Below are 19,045 nucleotides of genomic sequence, written 5' to 3'. Positions count from 1 at the left end.
GCTGTAATATGGGCTGGGCATGCCGCCCTAAAAAATATCCAATAAAATCAATAATTAATGGGTTTAAAAAGCCGGCTTGTGGCCGGCTTCTCGGGGACCGCTTCAGCTTGTTTTTGACAAACCTCACCAGCCTTCAAATCGCTCAGCCCACATCACGTCGGGCTGAATAGTAGGGGCATCAGCGGGAACTCCTCCGCATCGCCAGGCAGGATAGATAGCGCAAAGCCATCCCCTGCCAAATGTGCGGCGGATGATACCCACATTCACCTCAAATGCCTACCTCCGGGTCCGATTTAGAGCCTTCCCAGCCCAGCAGGTGTTCGTCCAGTGGGACCGGTCGGCGGTTGTTGAGGGTGGACCACCAGAACACCCAGCCCACGATCTGAAAGTTCTGTTCGAAGCGTTGCTCGTGGGTGAGGTATTCGTCGGGGTGTTCGCTGGCGTTGTGGCTGCGCATGCGCAGGCCGCCGCCGGGGCGGTTGTAGAGGTATTTGATGCGCAGCATGCCGTCGTGTTCGACGGCGTAGATTTCCCCGTCGGTGATTTGGCTGCGGCCGCGGTCGATGGCGAGGGTGGCGCCTTGCTGGATGATGTCGATCATGCTGTTGTCGACCATGTAGGCGCCTATGGCGCGGTCGGGGTTTACGTTGAGGGTTTCCAGAGTGTGCAGGGAGACGCGGATGCGTTCGCTTAAGGTGAAGGTGGGGTGGAGGGCAATCTCCACGTCGATTTTTTCCGGGAGGCGGGTGGGGCCGGTGAGGTACTTGCCGCTGTCTTCGCGGGTAGGCAGTCCTTTGGTGGTACCGGGGCCTTCCAGCAGGAAGTTGGCCGGTGGGTGTTTGAGGCCTTCGCCGGTGCGCAGCCAACGGCTGGAGACGCAGAGCAGTTCTGCGATCTCGTTGAGTCGGCCCATGGGCACGCCGCGTTTGAACCAGTTGTTCACGTGTTGAGGCGTGACGCCGCGGTTTTTGGCGAAGTCGGAGGCGGAAAGATGAACTTCCCGTAATAACGCTTTTAGTCGATCACCTGATGTATTCATAAACGCAGAGTTTACTGGCCGAAAAAAGACATCAAATAAACTATGCGTTGAATTGCGCGTGTAGGGATTTACTTAGTTGTAGGTCGATATGTCAGTGTCTTAATGCTGTTAAACATGGCGCATTAAACATTGCACTTGGAGTTTAATTTTTCCCACAAAAAAAGCCCCGAATAGTCGGGGCTTTTTTGATTGCCTAGGCAATGAGGAGCGGGTATCAGCCTTTGTAGGCAGCCACCGACTTCATGATCTCGGCGCGGGCGGCGTCTGCATTGCCCCAACCGTCGATCTTCACCCATTTGCCTTTTTCGAGGTCTTTGTAGTTCTCGAAAAAGTGCTTGATCTGTTCCAGCAGCAGTGGCGGCAGGTCGGTGTATTCCTTCACGTCCACGTACAGCTGGGACAGCTTGTCGTGGGGTACCGCGATAACTTTGGCATCGCCGCCGCCGTCGTCGGTCATGTTCAGGATGCCGACTGGGCGCGCGCGGATAACCGAGCCTGGGGTAACCGGGTAAGGGGTTACGACCAGCACGTCGAGGGGGTCACCGTCGTCAGCCAGGGTGTTGGGGATGAAACCGTAGTTGGCCGGATAGAACATTGGGGTGGCCATGAAACGGTCAACGAACAGGCAGTCGCTGTCTTTGTCGATTTCGTATTTGATCGGCGCGTGGTTGGCCGGAATTTCGATGGCGACGTAGATGTCGTTCGGCAGGTCTTTGCCAGCCGGAATCTTGCTGTAGCTCATTGGGCGGTGCCCCCGTAGTTGGCCATGGAACATGGCCGGATTGGCCTAAAAGTGGCGGCGATTATAGGCATATTCTGACGCCGATGCCATGCGTCAGACGTCGTACGGCGCGTGGCGTTCCGTCTGATAGCGCGCATCGCTGGCCTGCAGTTGATGCAGGCGGGCCAGGGGATCCTGGCGATAAAAGCGGCTCAGTTGCGCGTACACCTGTGGATAAGTGCTGACCAGTAAATCCGGGGCGCTGAAAAAATATTCGCTGGTGACGGCAAAGAACTCCGCCGGGTTTTCGGCGGCGTAGGGGTCGATCTCGGTGTCGGCGTCCGGGTGGGCGTCCAGCTGGCGATTGAGGTCATCAAAGGCGCTTTGCATCACGCTGGCCCATTCCTGCACGCGCATGTCGTGGTGCAGCGGCGGCAGGCCATTAGCGTCGCCGTTGAGCATGTCGAGTTTGTGCGCCAGCTCGTGGATCACCAGGTTGTAGCCTTCCCACTGGCCGCTGGCCAGGACGCCGGGCCAGGCGAGAATCACCGGGCCTTGCTGCCAGGCTTCGCCGCTGTGTTCGCCGTCCCACTCATGCTCCACGCCGCTGGCGTCGCGATGGCGTTGCGGGCTGACGAAGTCGTCGGGGTACAGCACGATTTCGTGGAAGCCCTGGTACCAGTCGAGGTCGCCCAGGTTCATCAACGGCAATTGCGCCTGGGCGGCAAGCAGCAGGCGCTGTTCCTGATGCAGCTCGACGCCGGGCAGGGCGGTGAGGTGTTTTTCGGCGAGAAAGACTACGCAGGCTTCGCGCAGCCACTGGTCTTGCTCGGCGCTGATGCCGTCGAGAAAGCTCAGGTGGTGGCGCACCCGTTGCCAGGTGTCGTCGGCAATCGGGTGCTTGGCCAGCAGGCGCCGGCGACGCCAGGCGCTGAGGGACCACATCGCCGGTTACTGCGGTTTGGCTTCGGAGGACGAGCGGCCAAAGCGACTGCGGAACACACCGATGATCATCGGGATCAGCGACAGCAGGATAATAAAGACCACCAGCAGCGACAGGTTCTTCTTGATGAACGGCACATTGCCGAAGAAGTAACCCAGGGTCACCAGGCCGCCGACCCACAGCACGGTGCCGAACACGCTGAACCCGAAGAAGCGCGGGTAAGGCATTTTGGCGATGCCGGCGACGAAGGGCGCGAAGGTGCGCAGAATCGGCAGGAAACGCGCCAGGGTCACGGTTTTACCGCCGTGCTTGTCGTAGAACTCGTGGGTTTTTTGCAGGTAGTCGCGGCGGAAGATTTTCGAGTTCGGGTTGCTGAACAAGCGTTCTCCCACTGTTCGCCCGATTACGTAGTTGGTGCTGTCACCCAGGATGGCCGCCAGCATCAGCAAGCCGCCCAACAGGATCGGGTCCATGCCGCCACCTGCCGCGATAGCGCCAGCGATGAACAGCAAGGAATCGCCGGGCAGGAATGGCATGACCACCAAGCCGGTTTCGCAAAAGATAACCAGGAACAGAATGGCGTAGATCCACACTCCGTAGTTTCTCACCAGCATGTCGAGGTAAACGTCGAGATGCAGGATAAGGTCGAGCGGGTTGAAATCCATGGATGGCACCTGTGTGAATGGCCCGGCTCAGCAGGCCAGTGCGGGGTCTACGGGTAAGTAAGGCTACAAGTGTATGCCGTATTTCTTACAACCCTGAAAGGTCCGCATTATACGTATTGAGAGGTGAAAAGCGTGTGGGTTTTGTAGCGGGGCATGTCGCAGGTACTTCCGATCTACATCGATCCAAATGTGGGAGCGGGTCTTCTGTGGCGAGCGGGCTTACCGTGGCGAGCGGGCTTACCGTGGCGAGCGGGCTTGCCCCGCGTTGGGCTGCGAAGCGGCCCCCGAGAAGTTCTGCATTCCTTCAGGTATAACTCGGCGCCTGGTTTTGGGGCTGCTGCGCAGCCCAACGCGGGGCAAGCCCGCTCGCCACACTGAACCCGCTCGCCACAGGAAGCTCACTTGCCGCATTAGGAAGCCAAAGCCATTCGGCGTTATCAGTCTTCGCTGATCGGTAACACGTAGTTCTTGAACTCCGTATCTTCGCGAAAGCCAATCGACTCGTAGGTCTTCTGCGCCACTTCATTGTCACTGCTGGTCGACACCCGCAGCCGCACCGCCTGGGTTTCCTTGGCCATTTTCTTGGCCGTGCGCATCAGGTTGTCCGCCACCAATTGCCGGCGCGCATCTTCGGCCACGTAGATGTCATTGAGGATCCACACGCGTTTAAGCGACAGCGACGAAAAGCTCGGGTACAGCTGACAAAAACCCAGCAGTCGCTTGTCATCATCGTCGGCCAGGGCCAGGTAGATCACCGACTCCTTGCGGCGCAGGCGTTTTTCCAGAAACGCCCGCGATGAGTCGGGAAACGGCAGCGCGCCATAGAACTCGCGGTATTTGACGAACAACGGGGTCAACAGGTCCAAGTGTTCCAGGGTCGCTTGAGTAATCCGCATGCCAGGCCTCAACTTCCAAATGGGGGATGACCACACAAGCGGCCGTGACCGGATGCTGCCTAATGGCGCAAAAAAGCGCAATCGTGCGGCTATCGGTCATTCCGGCGGGCTGAGCAGGAAATTGCCTTTCATCAGGTCAGGATCATCCGACTCGATGGTCTGTACCTGTGCCTCGTCCTTGAGGTTGACCCCCGACAGCTGCCGGCGACACGCCTCTTTCATCAAGTAAAGCAGGCGGTGCGCGGCCATGCCGTAGCTCAGGCCTTCCAGGCGCACGTTGGAAATGCAGTTGCGATACGCATCGGTGAGCCCGACCTTGGGGTTGTAGGTGAAATACAACCCCAGGCTGTCCGGCGAGCTGAGCCCCGGCCGCTCGCCGATCAGAATCACCACCATCTTGGCGCCCAGCAACTGGCCGATTTCATCGGCCACCGCCACGCGGCCCTGTTCCACCAGGATGACTGGCGACAAGGACCACCCTTCGGCGTGAGTCTGTTCCTCCATGCGTGTCAGAAACGGCAACGTGTGTTTATGCACGGCCAGCGCCGACAGCCCATCGGCCACCACCACGGCCAGGTCCACACCGCCAGGGTTCGCGGCGGCGTAGTCGCGCAAGCTCTGCGCCGACTCATCACTGAGGCGTCGCCCCAGGTCCGGGCGTTGCAGATACATATGTCGGTCAACGGCGGCACTGTGCAGCAGCAAGCTCTCACGGCCGCGCTCGGCCATTTGGCTGCTCAGGCCTTCATGGTCAAAAGGCAGGTGCACCGCATCGCGCGCCTGGGCGTGGGCGAATTGGAAGTCCAACTGCGCACTGGTGGGAATGCTGGTGCCGGTGCGGCCCAGGGCGATGCGCGCCGGGGTCAGGCGGCGCAGTTCCAGCCACGGGTTGTCAGGCAGTTCTACTTGCACAGGCGGCTCCTTCATCCCAATTGCTTCAAGGCGTGGCGAAACGCCGGTGGCAGGCTGTTGCCGAAGTGCACCTTGCCGTCGGCTTGCGTGAAGATGCCCATCTTGGCCAACCACTGTTCAAACTCCGGCGCCGGTTTTAAACCCAATGTTTGTCGGGCGTACAACGCGTCGTGAAACGAGGTGGTCTGGTAGTTGAGCATGATGTCGTCGGAGCCGGGGATGCCCATGATGAAGTTGATCCCGGCCACGCCCAACAGGGTTAGCAGGGTATCCATGTCATCCTGGTCGGCCTCGGCGTGGTTGGTGTAGCAGATGTCGCAACCCATCGGCACGCCGAGCAGCTTGCCGCAGAAGTGGTCTTCCAGGCCGGCGCGGATGATCTGCTTGCCGTTGTACAGGTACTCGGGGCCGATAAAACCTACAACGGTGTTGACCAAAAACGGCTTGAAATGCCGCGCAACGGCGTAGGCGCGGGTCTCACAGGTTTGCTGGTCGACGCCAAAGTGCGCGTTGGCCGACAAGGCGCTGCCCTGGCCGGTTTCGAAGTACATCAGGTTCTGGCCCAAGGTGCCGCGGTTCAGGCTCAAACCTGCCTCGTAACCCTCCTGCAGCACGCTCAGGCTGATGCCGAAACTGGCGTTGGCCGCTTCGGTGCCGGCAATCGACTGGAACACCAGGTCCAGCGGCACGCCCCGGTTGATGGCCTCGATGGACGTGGTCACGTGAGTCAGTACGCAGGCCTGGGTGGGGATTTCGTAGCGCTGGATGATCGCATCAAGCATCTCAAGCATGGCGCAGATCGAGGCGATGCTGTCGGTGGCCGGGTTGATGCCGATCATGGCGTCGCCGTTGCCGTAGAGCAGGCCGTCGAGAATGCTCGCGGCGATGCCCGCCGGTTCGTCCGTCGGGTGGTTGGGCTGCAGGCGCGTCGACAGGCGCCCGCGCAGGCCCATGGTGTCGCGAAACTGAGTGACCACGCGGATCTTTTGCGCAACCAACACCAAGTCCTGCACGCGCATGATCTTGGAGACGGCGGCGGCCATTTCCGGTGTCAGCCCCGGCGCCAATGCGCGTAGGGCGTGTTCGTCGGCCGCGTCACTGAGCAGCCAGTCGCGCAGGCCGCCGACGGTGAGGTGGCTGACCACGCTAAACGCCTGTTTATCGTGGGTGTCGATAATCAGCCGGGTGACTTCGTCGCTTTCGTAGGGGATCAGCACTTCTTCGAGGAAGTGCTTCAACGGGATGTTCGCCAACGCCATCTGCGCCGCCACGCGTTCGCCGTCGTTCTGCGCGGCCACGCCGGCCAGGAAGTCCCCGGAACGCGCCGGGCTGGCCTTGGCCATCACGTCCTTGAGGCTGTCGAAGCGGTAGGTCTGTGCACCCACCGCGTGGGAAAAGCTTGCCATACAGTGTCTCCTTGGCGACGCGGGCCAGCTGCCCGCGTCGAGGTTTACGGCATTCAGTGCAAGGCGGCCTCTGCGGCCTGGATCGCGGCGAATTCTTCTTCGGGCGTGCCTGCTACCAAGTGATGCCGGCTGTAGAAAGCAAAGTAAGCAATTAATACTCCATAGATGATCGCGGCGCCAATCACCACCCGCGGATCCACCAGAAAGCCCGCCACTACGGCCACGCAGGCCAGTACCAGCGCGACACCAGAGGTGAAAATGCCGCCCGGCGTGCGGTACGGACGGTCCATTTTGGGGCGGCGGATGCGCAGGGTGATGTGCGCGGCCATCATCAGTACGTAGGAAATGGTCGCGCCGAAGACCGCCACCAGAATCAGCAAATCACCCTGACCGGTCAGCGACAGGCCAAAACCGATGATGCCCGGGATCACCAGCGCCAGCACCGGCGCCTTGCTTTTGTTGGTTTGCGATAGCTTGCGCGGCAAGTAACCGGCGCGGGACAAGGCGAAGATCTGCCGCGAATAGGCGTAGATAATCGAGAAAAAGCTCGCGATCAGCCCGGCCAAGCCAACCAGGTTGACGAAGCTGCCCATCCAGGTCGAACCGCCGTAGGACAGTGCCAGCGCCTCAACCAACGGGTTGCCCGACTTGATCAGCGCGTAAGTGCCGGCGCCGCCGGGTGCGATGACCAGAATCAACAGGGCAAAACTGGTCAGCACCACAATGGCGCCGATCAAGCCACGAGGCAGGTCACGCTTGGGGTTCTTGGTTTCTTCGGCAGCCAACGGCACGCCTTCGACGGCGAGGAAAAACCAGATCGCATAGGGAATCGCCGCCCAGACGCCGACGTAGCCAAACGGCAAGAAAGTGCTGGCGCCTTTGGCCTCGGTCACGGGGATGTCCAGCAGGTTCGCAATGTTGAAGTGCGGCACCATCGACACCAGGAACACGCCCAAGGCAATCGCCGCTACAGCGGTAATCACAAACATCAGCTTCAAGGCTTCGCCCACGCCGAAGATGTGGATGCCGATAAAGATGATGTAGAACGCCAGGTAAATCATCCAGCCGCCAATGCCGAACAGTGACTCGCAATAAGCGCCGATAAACACCGCGATGGCCGCGGGGGCGATGGCGTATTCGATCAGGATCGCGGTGCCGGTAAGGAAGCCGCCCCAGGGGCCAAACGCGCTGCGGGCAAAGCCGTAGCCGCCGCCGGCGGTGGGGATCATGGAAGACAGTTCGGCCAGCGAGAAGCACATGCACAGGTACATGGTGGCCATCAGCAAGGTGGCGAGGAACATGCCGCCCCAGCCACCTTGGGCCAGGCCGAAGTTCCAGCCGGCGTAGTCGCCGGAGATCACATAGGCAACGCCAAGGCCGACCAACAGCACCCAGCCGGCGGCGCCTTTTTTAAGTTCGCGTTGTTGGAAGTAGTCGGTGCCGACTTTTTCGAAGTCGACGGAAGAGCCAGTGGGTTCGCTAGGCATGGGAAAGTACCGTCCATTCTTATTGTTTTAACTCGGCCTCTTTGTGCCGAATGCGAGTTGCGAGTACTTGCGTAGATCTAATGTGGGAGCTGGCGTGCCTGCGATAGCATCAACGAGCTGTGCCTGACACACCAAGGTGCCTGCATCGCAGGCAAGCCAGCTCCCACACTTGATTGCATGTCAAGTTGAGAGCTGGTCGCCTGTTACAGGTTTAAGTCAGAAGAAACCCAACGGATTAATGTCGTAGCTCACCAGCAAGTTCTTGGTCTGCTGGTAGTGATCCAACATCATTTTGTGCGTCTCACGGCCCACACCGGACTTCTTGTAACCGCCGAACGCGGCGTGCGCCGGGTACAGGTGGTAGCAGTTGGTCCATACGCGGCCGGCCTTGATCGCGCGGCCCATGCGGTAGGCGCGGTTGATGTCGCGGGTCCACACACCGGCGCCCAGGCCGAACTCGGTGTCGTTGGCAATTGCCAGGGCTTCGGCTTCGTCCTTGAAGGTGGTGATGCTCACCACCGGGCCGAAGATTTCTTCCTGGAACACGCGCATTTCGTTGGTGCCCTTGAGCAGGGTCGGCTGGATGTAATACCCGCCGGCCATGTCGCCGCTGAGCTTCTCGACCTTGCCGCCGGTGAGCAATTGCGCGCCTTCGCCCTTGGCGATTTCCAGGTAGGACAGGATCTTGTCGAACTGCTGCTCGGACGCCTGGGCGCCGACCATGGTGTCAGTGTCCAGCGGGTCGCCGCGTTTGATCTGCTCGATCTTTTTCATCACCACTTTCATGAAGTCGTCGTAGATCGACTCTTCCACCAGCGCGCGCGATGGGCAGGTGCACACTTCACCCTGGTTGAAAAACGCCAGCACGAGGCCTTCGGCGGCCTTTTCGATAAACGACGGTTCGGCTTTCATGATGTCGGCGAAGAAGATGTTCGGCGACTTGCCGCCCAGCTCAACGGTGGACGGAATAATGTTCTCGGCCGCCGCGTGCATGATGTGCGAGCCCACCGGGGTCGAGCCGGTAAAGGCGATCTTGGCGATGCGTTTGCTGGTGGCCAGGGCTTCGCCGGCTTCTTTGCCGTAACCGTGCACCACGTTCAGCACGCCTGGCGGCAGCAGGTCGCCGATCAGTTCCATCAGCACGTTGATGCCCAGTGGTGTTTGCTCGGCGGGCTTGAGCACCACGCAGTTACCGGCAGCCAGGGCCGGGGCGAGTTTCCACGCGGCCATCAGCAGCGGGAAGTTCCACGGGATGATCTGGCCGACCACGCCCAGCGGTTCGTGGAAGTGATACGAGGCGGTCAGTTCGTTGATTTCGGCGCTGGTGCCTTCCTGCGCGCGGATGCAGCCGGCGAAGTAGCGGAAATGGTCGGCCGCCAGTGGGATGTCGGCGTTGAGGGTTTCACGCACGGCTTTGCCGTTGTCCCAGGTTTCGGTGATGGCCAGCAGTTCGAGGTTCTGTTCGATGCGGTCGGCGATTTTCAGCAGCACCAGCGAGCGGTCCTGAGCCGAGGTCTTGCCCCAGGCATCCGCGGCGGCGTGGGCGGCGTCGAGGGCTTTGTCGATGTCTTTGGCCGTGGAGCGCGGGAAGTCGGCGATGGGCTTGCCGTTGACTGGCGAGGTGTTGGTGAAGTAGTTGCCATCCACCGGCGCGACGAATTCGCCGCCGATGTAGTTACCGTACTTGGCCTTGAACGAAACAATCGCGCCTTCAGTACCGGGATGTGCATAACGCATGGTGGGTATCTCCTGACTTTTATGTTTATTGGAGTGCAGCGGTGTTGCGCTTGATAAAGCGTAGAGCAAAGGTCGGGCCACTGCTTTGCAGGCCAGGTAAATCAAGGGCTTGAGGTTTATTGCAAGGCGTTGCTGTGACAGGGCTGGTACAGGTGGGGTGACAGTGTGTGCCACAAACGGTACAGCCTGTGACCGGCGAGTCTGCCCGGGATTGCAATGCCTGGGTGGCTGGGGGATGCTGGCTGTTCTCACGCAGAGAGAATAATAAGAACATGCAAAACGATCATTTCAGTCGCCATGCCCAGCAAGTCCTCACCGTCACCCGTGGGCAGGACCTTGCCCAAGGCCCCGGCAGCGACCCGTCCATCGCCCGCTCCTGGCTGCGCTGCCTGGAGGATTATCACCTCGACCCCGCGTTGAGCATCGCCCCCACCGTGCTCGAACATGGCCGCCTGCTGGAAAGCCGCGAACGCCTGCAGCAGGTGCTGCACATTGCCGGCAGCGAAATGAACAGCCTGCATCAGCAGCTTTCCGGCGCCGGCCATGCGGTATTGCTCACCGATGCGCGTGGGGTGATTCTCAACTGTGTGACAGCACCTTCGGAACGCAAGATTTTCGAGCGCGCCGGGCTGTGGCTGGGCGCCGACTGGAGTGAGGCGTGCGAAGGCACCAACGGCATCGGCACCTGCCTGGTGGAGCGCCAGTCCCTGACCATTCACCGCGATGAGCATTTTCGCGGCCGCCACACCGGCCTGACCTGTTCGGCGAGCCCGGTGTTCGACCCTCAGGGCGAGCTGTTGGCCGTGCTGGACGTGTCGTCGGCGCGCGAGGCCGTGTCGCGGCAGAGCCAATTCCACACCATGGCGCTGGTGAACCTGTCGGCGAAGATGATCGAGAGTTGTTACTTCCTGCGTCATTTTGAAAACCAGTGGTTGCTGCGTTTTCACCTGCAGGCCGAATCCGTGGGGCTGTTCAGTGAAGGGTTGCTGGCGTTCGATGGCGAAGGGCGGATCTGCGCCGTCAACCAAAGCGCGCTCAACCTGCTGGCACAGGTTCGTGGCGGTTTGCTGGGGCAACCGGTGGAAGCGTTTTTCGAGTGTTCCCTTGATCAACTGCTTGGCCGTGCCAGCGCCAACGCCACGGCCAGTTGGCCACTGCGTACGCGTGATGGCCGGCATTTATTCGCCGCATTGCGCGGCCAGGCACGCAGCGTGCCGGCACCGCAGGCCAAGCCCCAGGCGCCGCGCCTGACGGGCATCTGCTTGGGCGACCCGGTGCTGCAGAATGAGTTTCGCAAGGCGCTGCGGGTGTTCGAGCGCGACGTACCGTTGCTGATCAACGGTGAAACCGGTTCGGGCAAGGAAGCTTTCGCCAAGGCCGTGCATCAGGCCAGTCAGCGGGCTGACAAAGCCTTTGTTGCGCTCAACTGCGCCGCCATTCCTGAGAGCCTGATCGAAAGCGAACTATTCGGGTATCGCGGCGGCAGTTTTACCGGCGCGCTCAAGGAAGGCATGCGCGGCAAGTTACAGCAGGCCGACGGCGGCACCTTGTTTCTCGACGAGATCGGCGACATGCCTCTCGCATTGCAAACCCGCCTGCTGAGGGTGTTGGAAGACCGTCTGGTCGTGCCCATCGGCGGTGAGCCGCAAGCAATCAATGTGCGGATCATCAGCGCAACGCACCGTGATTTGTTGGCGCGTGTGGCCAGCGGCAGCTTCCGCGAAGACTTGTACTACCGCCTCAACGGCCTTGAAATCGACGTGCCGCCTTTGCGTGAGCGCAGCGACAAAGCTCAATTGCTGGACTTTTTGCTGGCCGATGAGGCGCCAGGGCAGGTCGTGTTGCTCGACGAGACGGCGCGCCAGGCGCTGCTGGACTTTGCCTGGCCGGGCAACGTGCGGCAGTTGCGCAACGTCTTACGCACCTTGGCGGCGTTGTCCGAGGATGGGCGAATCAGGTTTGACGACTTGCCGTCAATCATTCGTCAGGCCCGACCCGCCGTAGCCTCTGAACCCGTTTCCGGCCTTGCCTTGAACGATGCGGAGCGCGTGGCTTTGCTTGAAGCGTTGCAGCAACACCATTGGCACATGACCCGCACCGCTGAGCATTTGGGGGTGAGTCGAAATACGCTTTACAGAAAGTTGCGCAAACACGGGATTGAACGCAGTTATTTAACTTAACCAGGCCATTAAACCCGGTTAAGTGTTGCGTAATGTAGAGAGAGAAACAAACAGCAATTGACATATCCGAATGCAGACTTTTCGGCAGTTTGTTGTGATGTTTGTAGGTAGTTGCACCACTCAGTGCGTGAACAGTCAGCCAGACTGTTTTGCCTGCGAGGTGTTGAATGACTAATGTTTCGAAGTTTAGTCCACAGCCAATCTTTCCAACTCATGCAGCGGCGCCGGTCGTGAAGTCCGCCCCGGCGCCCGCCGATAAGCCTGCCAGTGGACAGGAGCGCAGTGCCGGGTTGCCGGACAGCACCGAATGCCGCGCCATGGGGGATGCCCAGTTGGCGAGGTTCTTCGCAAGCGCTTTGGCCACGCGCTCCTACCAGACGTCGGGGATGTCGCCTGATGTTCAAGTGCCCGCAGGGTCCACGCTTGGGCGTTGGCGCGCCCAACTGGACAGCGCCTTCAAAGGCCCTGGGTTCCTGGCGTGGGCGAAAGGGCAAGGGCTTGATACGGGGGGCATGCAGCTGGACCCGGCGCGTGGGGAGCTTGCCGGCATCGTCGACGGCGCATTGCGCAGGTTTACGCTACGGGACGATTCGGGGTGGTCCGATGTTTCCCGAACACTGTTGTCGATTGCCAGGGTGATCGCGCCTCAACCCGGGCAGGGGTTCAGTTACCCCTGGCCGGAAGGCAAAGTGCCGTTGTACACGGTGGGCCAGTTTTACAATCAGCCAATAGACCTCACACCTGCGCAAGCGGCCTTGCACCGCAAGAAACTGGCGAATAAGGCGCTGTTTGCATTCGCGCCCTCGGCTTATGCGTCGCTGCGGTCTGCAGAGGCGTTGACCCGGCAGCAGACGGCGCTGGGTGATGACGCTAACCGTCATGCGCTCATGACTGCGCTGCGGTCTCAGACCGATGACGCCAGTGGGCGCATCGACCTGGACGCGATCATGCTTCAGATCGACCCGCGCTCCAGCCAATTTGCCAGTGAGCAGCGCCCCCGGATGAGCGTGGCGCACATGCTCAGGCAGGAGGGGCATAAAGTGCCCGTCAATAGTCAGCAGGCCCAGGGTTTGGCGCTGGCGTTATCCTTTGACCTGGCCCATCGGGCGCCGCGCGCGAACGCTGGCGGGGCAAGGTCGATCGCTGGTTTATTGAGCGCGACGTCACTGCGCAAGGTCCGCGCAACGGTAGGTCAATGGCACAAGGCCCAAGTAACCCACCGATCAAATCCTCAGGCGGACGCCGGTGCGGGCAGCTTATTACGGCGGCTGATCAGCGAGCTTCCTCAGGCCACCAAGGCAACCATCGCGCGTAACCCTGCGTCGGCATTGGATCTGCTGATTCGATCACCCAAAGCGCGGGCCTTGGGTCAGGAGATACAAAAAAAGATCAAGGTGATCGAGACCCCCACCAGTGTAAACGAGTGTGTGAGTGTCGCCCTGGTGCAAGAGCTTGATCCTGGAATGGGCAAGTCCTGCTTCAATTTGGCGGGCTACAACCTGTATCAAGGGGACAACGCAGGTTGCTCACCTGCAACCATTGTCAAAGGTTTCACCACTCACCTTGAGCGTAAGGTCGGGGTTGAAGCGGCGCCTGTGGCTGCGCAGTTATTATTAGCGGCCGCCGCCCCAGAGTTCCTGGTAAAGGACATACCGCCTAACCTTGTTTACGGCTCTCATACGTGGGCGAACTTCGCCATAGAAGTTTCACGTATTGAGCAACAAGTGCCTGGCGCTGCGGGGAACATGACGTTCAGCCAAGTAATGGCGTTTGGTGAAGCGCCGCTCACGTCCCTGGAAGGCGAGGATCAGCTGAGTGCCGCATCGGGCAGTGCAATTATTACCTGGGGCCTGGCCAACGGTGTTATCGCGTTTAAACCCAACCACGACTATGGGTACACAGACGTCAAGCGTTCACAAGAGGCGCTGAATAAACAACAAAAAGAGCTGGCATGGGCAGGTGATACTTTGTCAGCACCTGCGACGACGCGAGAGCAATTGGCGGTGGCTGAGTTGAAGCGGGTGTTTCCTGAGTTGGACCCCACCCAAAAGGTGTTGCAGGCACCGTGGGTCAAACATGACCCTGTTTCGCTGCTTGATGTGTATATGAGTGGTCCGATCAAACCAGAGCGCTGGCGGTCGCTGAATAATAAGGCGCTGCCTTGGGCGGCGATAACGCCACGCCTTGCTCAACTTGTTCCTGATATCAATCAGGTGTTTTCTACAACCTTTGAGAACTATAAAGTGGCGCATGACAGTGCCTGGGCCATTCAGTTTAAGTATCAGCTTTCGCTATTACCCAGGGTGGACCGAGCGCGTATCGAACAGTCGGCTGTCAGTTTTATCGAGGTGTCTCGCCCCTTTCTTGATACGGCGCCTGCACCGGGATTTTCCTGGAACAGTGCAGAGCCTGTATCAGGGCTCTCCTTGTACGCCGATATCAAGCCCCGAACGCCCACGGTACAAGAGGTCGAGGCACTCAAAGGCCGGCATGGTTTGCTCATGAAAGTAGCGGGGAGTGCGGGTCAGGCCAGCTACTACAGTTACTTCCCGGCATTGGGGCGGTTCGTCAAGGAAAGCGGGTTTCCGGGTGAACACACCAATGCTAACGACGGCGCCTATTTTGGCGGGAGCACCCAAGGTCGTGTTCCGGGCACGTACAACGTCTACACGCAATACGGCGCGACCCATCACGGGCGTGATCCCCTTGAACGCCCTGATAAATTGAACGGGACGTACTTTTCCGCCAAAAGCGGCGCCCTTGGTATCACGGCGGCCAGTTTTTTTACCCGTGACTATGAAGCGCTGAAGTCCAAGGCGGCCGGGATTACGGCGATAGAAAAAGGAGAACGCTACGACAAACAGTTGAAAGCTTTTTTTCTTGGACTGATCCCTTTCTATGACGGCATTCAGGACGCAATCAGGGGCGACGTGTCGGGAGCGATCTTCAATATCGGGTTCGACATTTTAGGCTTTGTCCTTCCGGCGCTTAACACTGCTCGAAAAACCGTCAGGGGCGGTCAGGCGCTCAGCAATGTTATCAAGAGTTCGGTCTTTGCCGGTGTCGGCGCTTCGGTGGGCTATACCGACGCGGCCGATATTGCGAAAAACCTTAATCGAGGCGCGAGTGCTGGGTATAAGGACATCAAGTACGTGCTTGAACATGGCGACGAGGTGTTGTCCCGATTAAGAGGGCACTCGCGCAGCTACGATGTGACAAAGATTTATAAGGACGATGATGTCGTCAAAGGGTTTCATCGCGCGCAAAGCAATAATTTGTGGGTGCCCGTGGTTGCTGTTTTTAAGAAAGGTGCGTGGTACGCCTACAATACGCTCACCAATACGCCGTTTGGCCCCCAGTTACTACAGTTCGGTGTGGTGAGCGCGCTGGCACCTGCGGCCACATAACTTAGTCAGTAGTTATCGGGTGTTAAGTAACGGCCTCTGGGTGTTTGAGAAGTTATGGCTGTGGGTAACTAGTCTGCTCATTAATCGGTTGTAGATTTATAGAGTTTAATCGGAACGTTATTGGTTGTTCTGCCACGTATTAAATGAAGGAAATGGATGACTTTCTAATGTTAATCAACCATTAGGTAAATCATTATGATGTTTTCAAATTCAATCTCGCGGCCCTTGGCATTCTCAAAGATCGGCGATCTTTTCTCCTCAGGTTTTACCAGGGTAGACATCTCAGGTGTTCCTTCCGGTTCTACGCGGGTTATTGACGCGCCGAAACTCCAAGGCGGGTCAGGCAGCAAACCCGGGGCAGGTAATCAGGCCTATGATCAGCATTTGGTGGACGCACACGTGAATGGCTTCAGCGCGCCAGGCCACGCGAGCGGTACCCGCACGCCGGGAGAGGCACCTGACACTCCTGACACACCGGAAATGGCCGATTACCACGCCAAGCATCAAAAAGAGTGGCAAGCCCAGAAGGACGCTGGAATGCGAGATAAGTTGTTCGCGCAACCGACGCCCGGTCGAGTAGAGGGCCAGGAAGTCGAACCGTTTTCTGCACGGGGCCTGGAAGAAAACGCAGCGGAGCTGGTGCAGGCCAGCAGTGCGAAAGCGGACCGTGCGCTCCCGCTTCAGCGCAAGGACATTGCAAAAGTCGCCAGCATCACGGCAGTGGTGACAGTACCGCTTTCGACGGTTGGCGTGGTCGCCAGCGGAGCCATTCTGGAGGTCGTAAAACCCCTCATCAGTTCGACGAAGACGGCCGCCACTGAGCAAAGTGTTCAGGATGGGCGTCTGGTGGATCATAGTCAGAAGAGCGTATTTCTGTTGGCAAATACCTTGGCGGATCTTCGTTCCGAGCCGCATGTACAGCCAGGCCTGGAATGGGTCGCGAAAACAAACGAAGAGCGAATGGATTATCTCGAGGAGATGCTTGATTACATCGAGCCGGCATTTGCCAACGAAGCGCAGAAGCTGGGTATTTCCTTTCAGGCCGCCTCAACCGGGGCCGAAAAAGACGACATCAAAAGCCGGGCACTTGGCTTGGAGTCCAGGATGGCGGCCCTTACCGCGTTGATGGGGGCAATGAAAGTGAAGCACCGGGGCAGCGCCGCCTAGGTGAGCGCCGGCGTCCCAGGCTCTGAGCCACAGAGCCAGCAATGAAAGAAGTGCGGCTGTCTTCGATGGGTTGCGTACTGGCAACCACAGCGTAGGCGGCGGCGCTTCTTTTTCGGTAAACGGCCGTCTGGATTGACCCCGTCACCCCAGCACTGCGGCAGCTAAAGAGTGCGATTTTCCCCTCCCTGCGCTAACCTGCCTCGATGTTTTACGAGGTCAACCATGCACATTCATATTCTCGGTATTTGCGGCACCTTCATGGGGTCGATGGCGGTTCTGGCCAAAGAGTTGGGCCACCACGTCACCGGCTCCGACGCCAATGTTTACCCGCCCATGAGCACGCAACTGCAGGCCCAGGGTATCGAGTTGACCCAAGGCTACGATCCGTCGCAATTCGACCCGGTGCCAGACCTGGTGGTGATCGGCAACGCCATGGTGCGAGGCAACCCGGCGGTCGAGTATGTACTCAATAAAGGTTTGCCTTATGTCTCCGGCCCGCAGTGGCTGGCGGACCACGTGTTGCAAGGTCGCTGGGTACTCGCGGTGGCCGGCACTCACGGCAAGACCACCACCAGCAGCATGCTCGCCTGGGTGTTGGAGCACGCAGGCATGAGCCCGGGCTTTTTGATTGGCGGTGTGCCGCAAAACTTTGCGGTGTCGGCGCGCCTGGGTGACACACCGTTCTTCGTGATCGAGGCAGATGAATACGACAGCGCGTTCTTCGACAAACGCTCCAAGTTCGTCCATTACCGCCCGCGCACGGCGATCCTGAACAACCTTGAGTTCGATCACGCCGACATCTTCCCCGATCTGCCGGCCATCGAGCGCCAGTTCCACCACTTGGTGCGCACCATACCGAGCGAAGGCCTGGTCATCCATCCGACCACCGAGCCGGCCTTGCAGCGTGTGATCGATATGGGCTGCTGGACCCCAGTGCAAACCACCGGCGCGGGCGGGCAGTGGCAGGTCAACCTGCTCAGCGAAGACGGTTCCAGATTTGAAGTGCTGTTTGAGGGGCAAGCCCAAGGCATCGTCGAGTGGGGCATGACTGGCCAGCACAACGTCGCCAACGCCTTGGTCACCCTGGCGGCCGCGCGACATGTGGGCGTGGTGCCCGCCATGGGCATCGCCGCGTTGAGTGCTTTCAAAAGCGTGAAGCGCCGCATGGAGAAAGTCGCCGACGTCAACGGGATTACCATCTACGACGACTTTGCCCACCACCCGACGGCCATTGCCACTACGCTGGATGGCCTGCGCAAGCAGGTCGGCGATGCGCCGATCATTGCCATTGTCGAGCCGCGCTCCAATTCCATGAAGCTGGGCGCACACCGTGATGGCCTGCCGGAAAGCGTCAATGACGCCGACCAAGTGGTCTGGTATGCGCCGCCCAACCTTGGCTGGGACCTGCCGGGCATTGCTGCGCTGTGCACCGTGCCCTCAACCGTTTGCGATTCCATTGAGGGCATCATTGAGCACGTCAAGCATCAAGCCACGCCGGGCACCCACATCGTGGTGATGAGCAACGGTGGCTTCGGCGGCCTGCATGGCAAGCTGGCCGAGGCGCTGAAATGAGCGGCCCGGAACGCGTCACCCTGGCGATGACCGGTGCCTCCGGCGCGCCCTATGGCCTGCGTCTGCTCGATTGCCTGGTGCGCGAAGACCGCGAGGTGCATTTTTTGATCTCCAAGGCCGCGCAGTTGGTGTTGGCCACCGAAACTGATGTCGCGCTGCCGCCCAAGGTGCAGATGATGCAAGCCTTCCTCACCGAATACACCGGGGCTGCGGCAGGGCAGATCAAGGTTTACGGCAAAGAGGATTGGATGTCGCCCGTGGCCTCAGGCTCCGGGGCGCCGGCGGCGATGGTGGTGGTGCCGTGCTCTACCGGCACCTTGTCGGCGATTGCCACGGGCGCCTGCAACAACTTGATCGAGCGCGCGGCGGACGTGACCTTGAAGGAGCGCCGTCAACTGATTCTGGTGCCGCGCGAGGCGCCGTATTCGAGCATCCATCTGGAGCACATGCTCAAGTTGTCGAACATGGGCGTGACCATCTTGCCGGCTTCGCCCGGCTTTTATCACCAGCCGCAGACCATTGATGACCTGGTGGATTTTGTGGTGGCGCGGATTCTCAACCTGCTGAACATTCCCCAGGACATGCTGCCGCGTTGGGGCGAGCACCATTTGAGCAGCGATGAATAAAGCCCTGTTAGTGCTGCTGGCGCTGCAACTGACGGGCTGCGCCACCGCACGCACGCTGGACGCAGCGCAGCCTGGCGCGCCGGTGGTGTACGCCGGCACGCGGCTGGATTTGTATGCGATTGACGGTGGCTGTTGCGCCAAGGACAGATTTGGCGCTGAAGCGCCGAGCTATCCGCACATCGACCTGCCGGCCAGCGCGCTGCTCGATACACTGCTGTTGCCGCTGTCGGTTCTGACGGTGTTGGGTGTGGGCTTCAACGCAACCGGTGGTCTGTAGCACCGACCTT

General features: G+C 59.7%; 15 protein-coding genes. 6 read left to right on the top strand and 9 right to left on the bottom strand.

The window, feature by feature from the left end; genetic code table 11:
* Positions 1 to 268 precede the first annotated feature (268 nt).
* From AC19YS_RS17030 to exaC, 9 genes are all read right to left on the bottom strand, one after another.
* Positions 269 to 1,039, bottom strand: coding sequence for a LexA family transcriptional regulator (locus tag AC19YS_RS17030; RefSeq protein ID WP_500602274.1), 771 nt, complete (start codon positions 1,037 to 1,039; stop codon positions 269 to 271).
* A 214-nt stretch (positions 1,040 to 1,253) separates the two neighbouring features.
* On the bottom strand, positions 1,254 to 1,781 hold the full coding sequence (gene ppa / locus AC19YS_RS17025) for an inorganic diphosphatase (protein ID WP_003176323.1): 528 nt from the start codon (positions 1,779 to 1,781) through the stop codon (positions 1,254 to 1,256).
* 93 nt (positions 1,782 to 1,874) lie between these two features.
* Entirely contained in the window at positions 1,875 to 2,705 is an 831-nt protein-coding gene (locus tag AC19YS_RS17020; RefSeq protein WP_119741450.1) for a M90 family metallopeptidase, read from the bottom strand.
* 6 nt (positions 2,706 to 2,711) lie between these two features.
* Positions 2,712 to 3,368, bottom strand: coding sequence for a DedA family protein (locus AC19YS_RS17015; RefSeq protein WP_106579396.1), 657 nt, complete (start codon positions 3,366 to 3,368; stop codon positions 2,712 to 2,714).
* 437 nt (positions 3,369 to 3,805) lie between these two features.
* Positions 3,806 to 4,264, bottom strand: coding sequence for a GNAT family N-acetyltransferase (locus AC19YS_RS17010; RefSeq protein WP_017136027.1), 459 nt, complete (start codon positions 4,262 to 4,264; stop codon positions 3,806 to 3,808).
* Between the two features lie 96 nt (positions 4,265 to 4,360).
* Positions 4,361 to 5,191: an ethanolamine ammonia-lyase subunit EutC gene (eutC, locus tag AC19YS_RS17005; protein WP_106579395.1), complete on the bottom strand. Its 831-nt coding sequence runs from the start codon at positions 5,189 to 5,191 to the stop codon at positions 4,361 to 4,363.
* Positions 5,188 to 6,582, bottom strand: a complete 1,395-nt coding sequence (locus AC19YS_RS17000; protein ID WP_500602273.1) for an ethanolamine ammonia-lyase subunit EutB — start codon at positions 6,580 to 6,582, stop codon at positions 5,188 to 5,190. Before AC19YS_RS17000 ends, eutC begins: the two co-directional genes overlap by 4 nt.
* 53 nt (positions 6,583 to 6,635) lie before the next feature.
* Positions 6,636 to 8,069, bottom strand: coding sequence for an ethanolamine permease (eat, locus tag AC19YS_RS16995; protein WP_106579393.1), 1,434 nt, complete (start codon positions 8,067 to 8,069; stop codon positions 6,636 to 6,638).
* Between the two features lie 216 nt (positions 8,070 to 8,285).
* A complete protein-coding gene (gene exaC / locus AC19YS_RS16990) occupies positions 8,286 to 9,806 on the bottom strand; it encodes an acetaldehyde dehydrogenase ExaC (protein WP_106579392.1) in 1,521 nt (506 codons plus the stop codon).
* Between the two features lie 272 nt (positions 9,807 to 10,078).
* Here exaC and AC19YS_RS16985 point away from each other — a divergent pair, with 272 nt between their 5' ends.
* The 6 genes from AC19YS_RS16985 to AC19YS_RS16960 all read left to right on the top strand — a co-directional run bounded on the left by AC19YS_RS16985 (position 10,079) and on the right by AC19YS_RS16960 (position 19,035).
* Positions 10,079 to 11,986 (top strand): sigma-54-dependent Fis family transcriptional regulator, encoded by a 1,908-nt coding sequence (locus tag AC19YS_RS16985; RefSeq protein ID WP_179676643.1) that lies wholly within the window; start codon positions 10,079 to 10,081, stop codon positions 11,984 to 11,986.
* Between the two features lie 167 nt (positions 11,987 to 12,153).
* Positions 12,154 to 15,393, top strand: coding sequence for a hypothetical protein (locus AC19YS_RS16980; RefSeq protein WP_500602272.1), 3,240 nt, complete (start codon positions 12,154 to 12,156; stop codon positions 15,391 to 15,393).
* A gap of 195 nt (positions 15,394 to 15,588) precedes the next feature.
* The gene (locus AC19YS_RS16975) at positions 15,589 to 16,560 is read left to right on the top strand and encodes a hypothetical protein (protein WP_500602271.1); all 972 of its coding nucleotides are present in this window, start codon (positions 15,589 to 15,591) and stop codon (positions 16,558 to 16,560) included.
* Between the two features lie 222 nt (positions 16,561 to 16,782).
* Positions 16,783 to 18,132, top strand: a complete 1,350-nt coding sequence (gene mpl / locus AC19YS_RS16970) for a UDP-N-acetylmuramate:L-alanyl-gamma-D-glutamyl-meso-diaminopimelate ligase (protein WP_119740877.1) — start codon at positions 16,783 to 16,785, stop codon at positions 18,130 to 18,132.
* Positions 18,129 to 18,758, top strand: coding sequence for a flavin prenyltransferase UbiX (gene ubiX / locus AC19YS_RS16965; RefSeq protein ID WP_003219402.1), 630 nt, complete (start codon positions 18,129 to 18,131; stop codon positions 18,756 to 18,758). Before mpl ends, ubiX begins: the two co-directional genes overlap by 4 nt.
* A complete protein-coding gene (locus AC19YS_RS16960; protein WP_106579387.1) occupies positions 18,751 to 19,035 on the top strand; it encodes a YceK/YidQ family lipoprotein in 285 nt (94 codons plus the stop codon). The genes ubiX and AC19YS_RS16960 overlap by 8 nt, the downstream gene beginning before the upstream one ends.
* The last annotated feature ends 10 nt before the right edge of the window (positions 19,036 to 19,045 follow it).

This window comes from Pseudomonas sp. MF08831 (assembly GCF_059862645.1).
The sequence above is the reverse complement of the archived record's forward strand: the minus strand, read 5'-3'. Positions and strand labels throughout refer to the sequence as shown.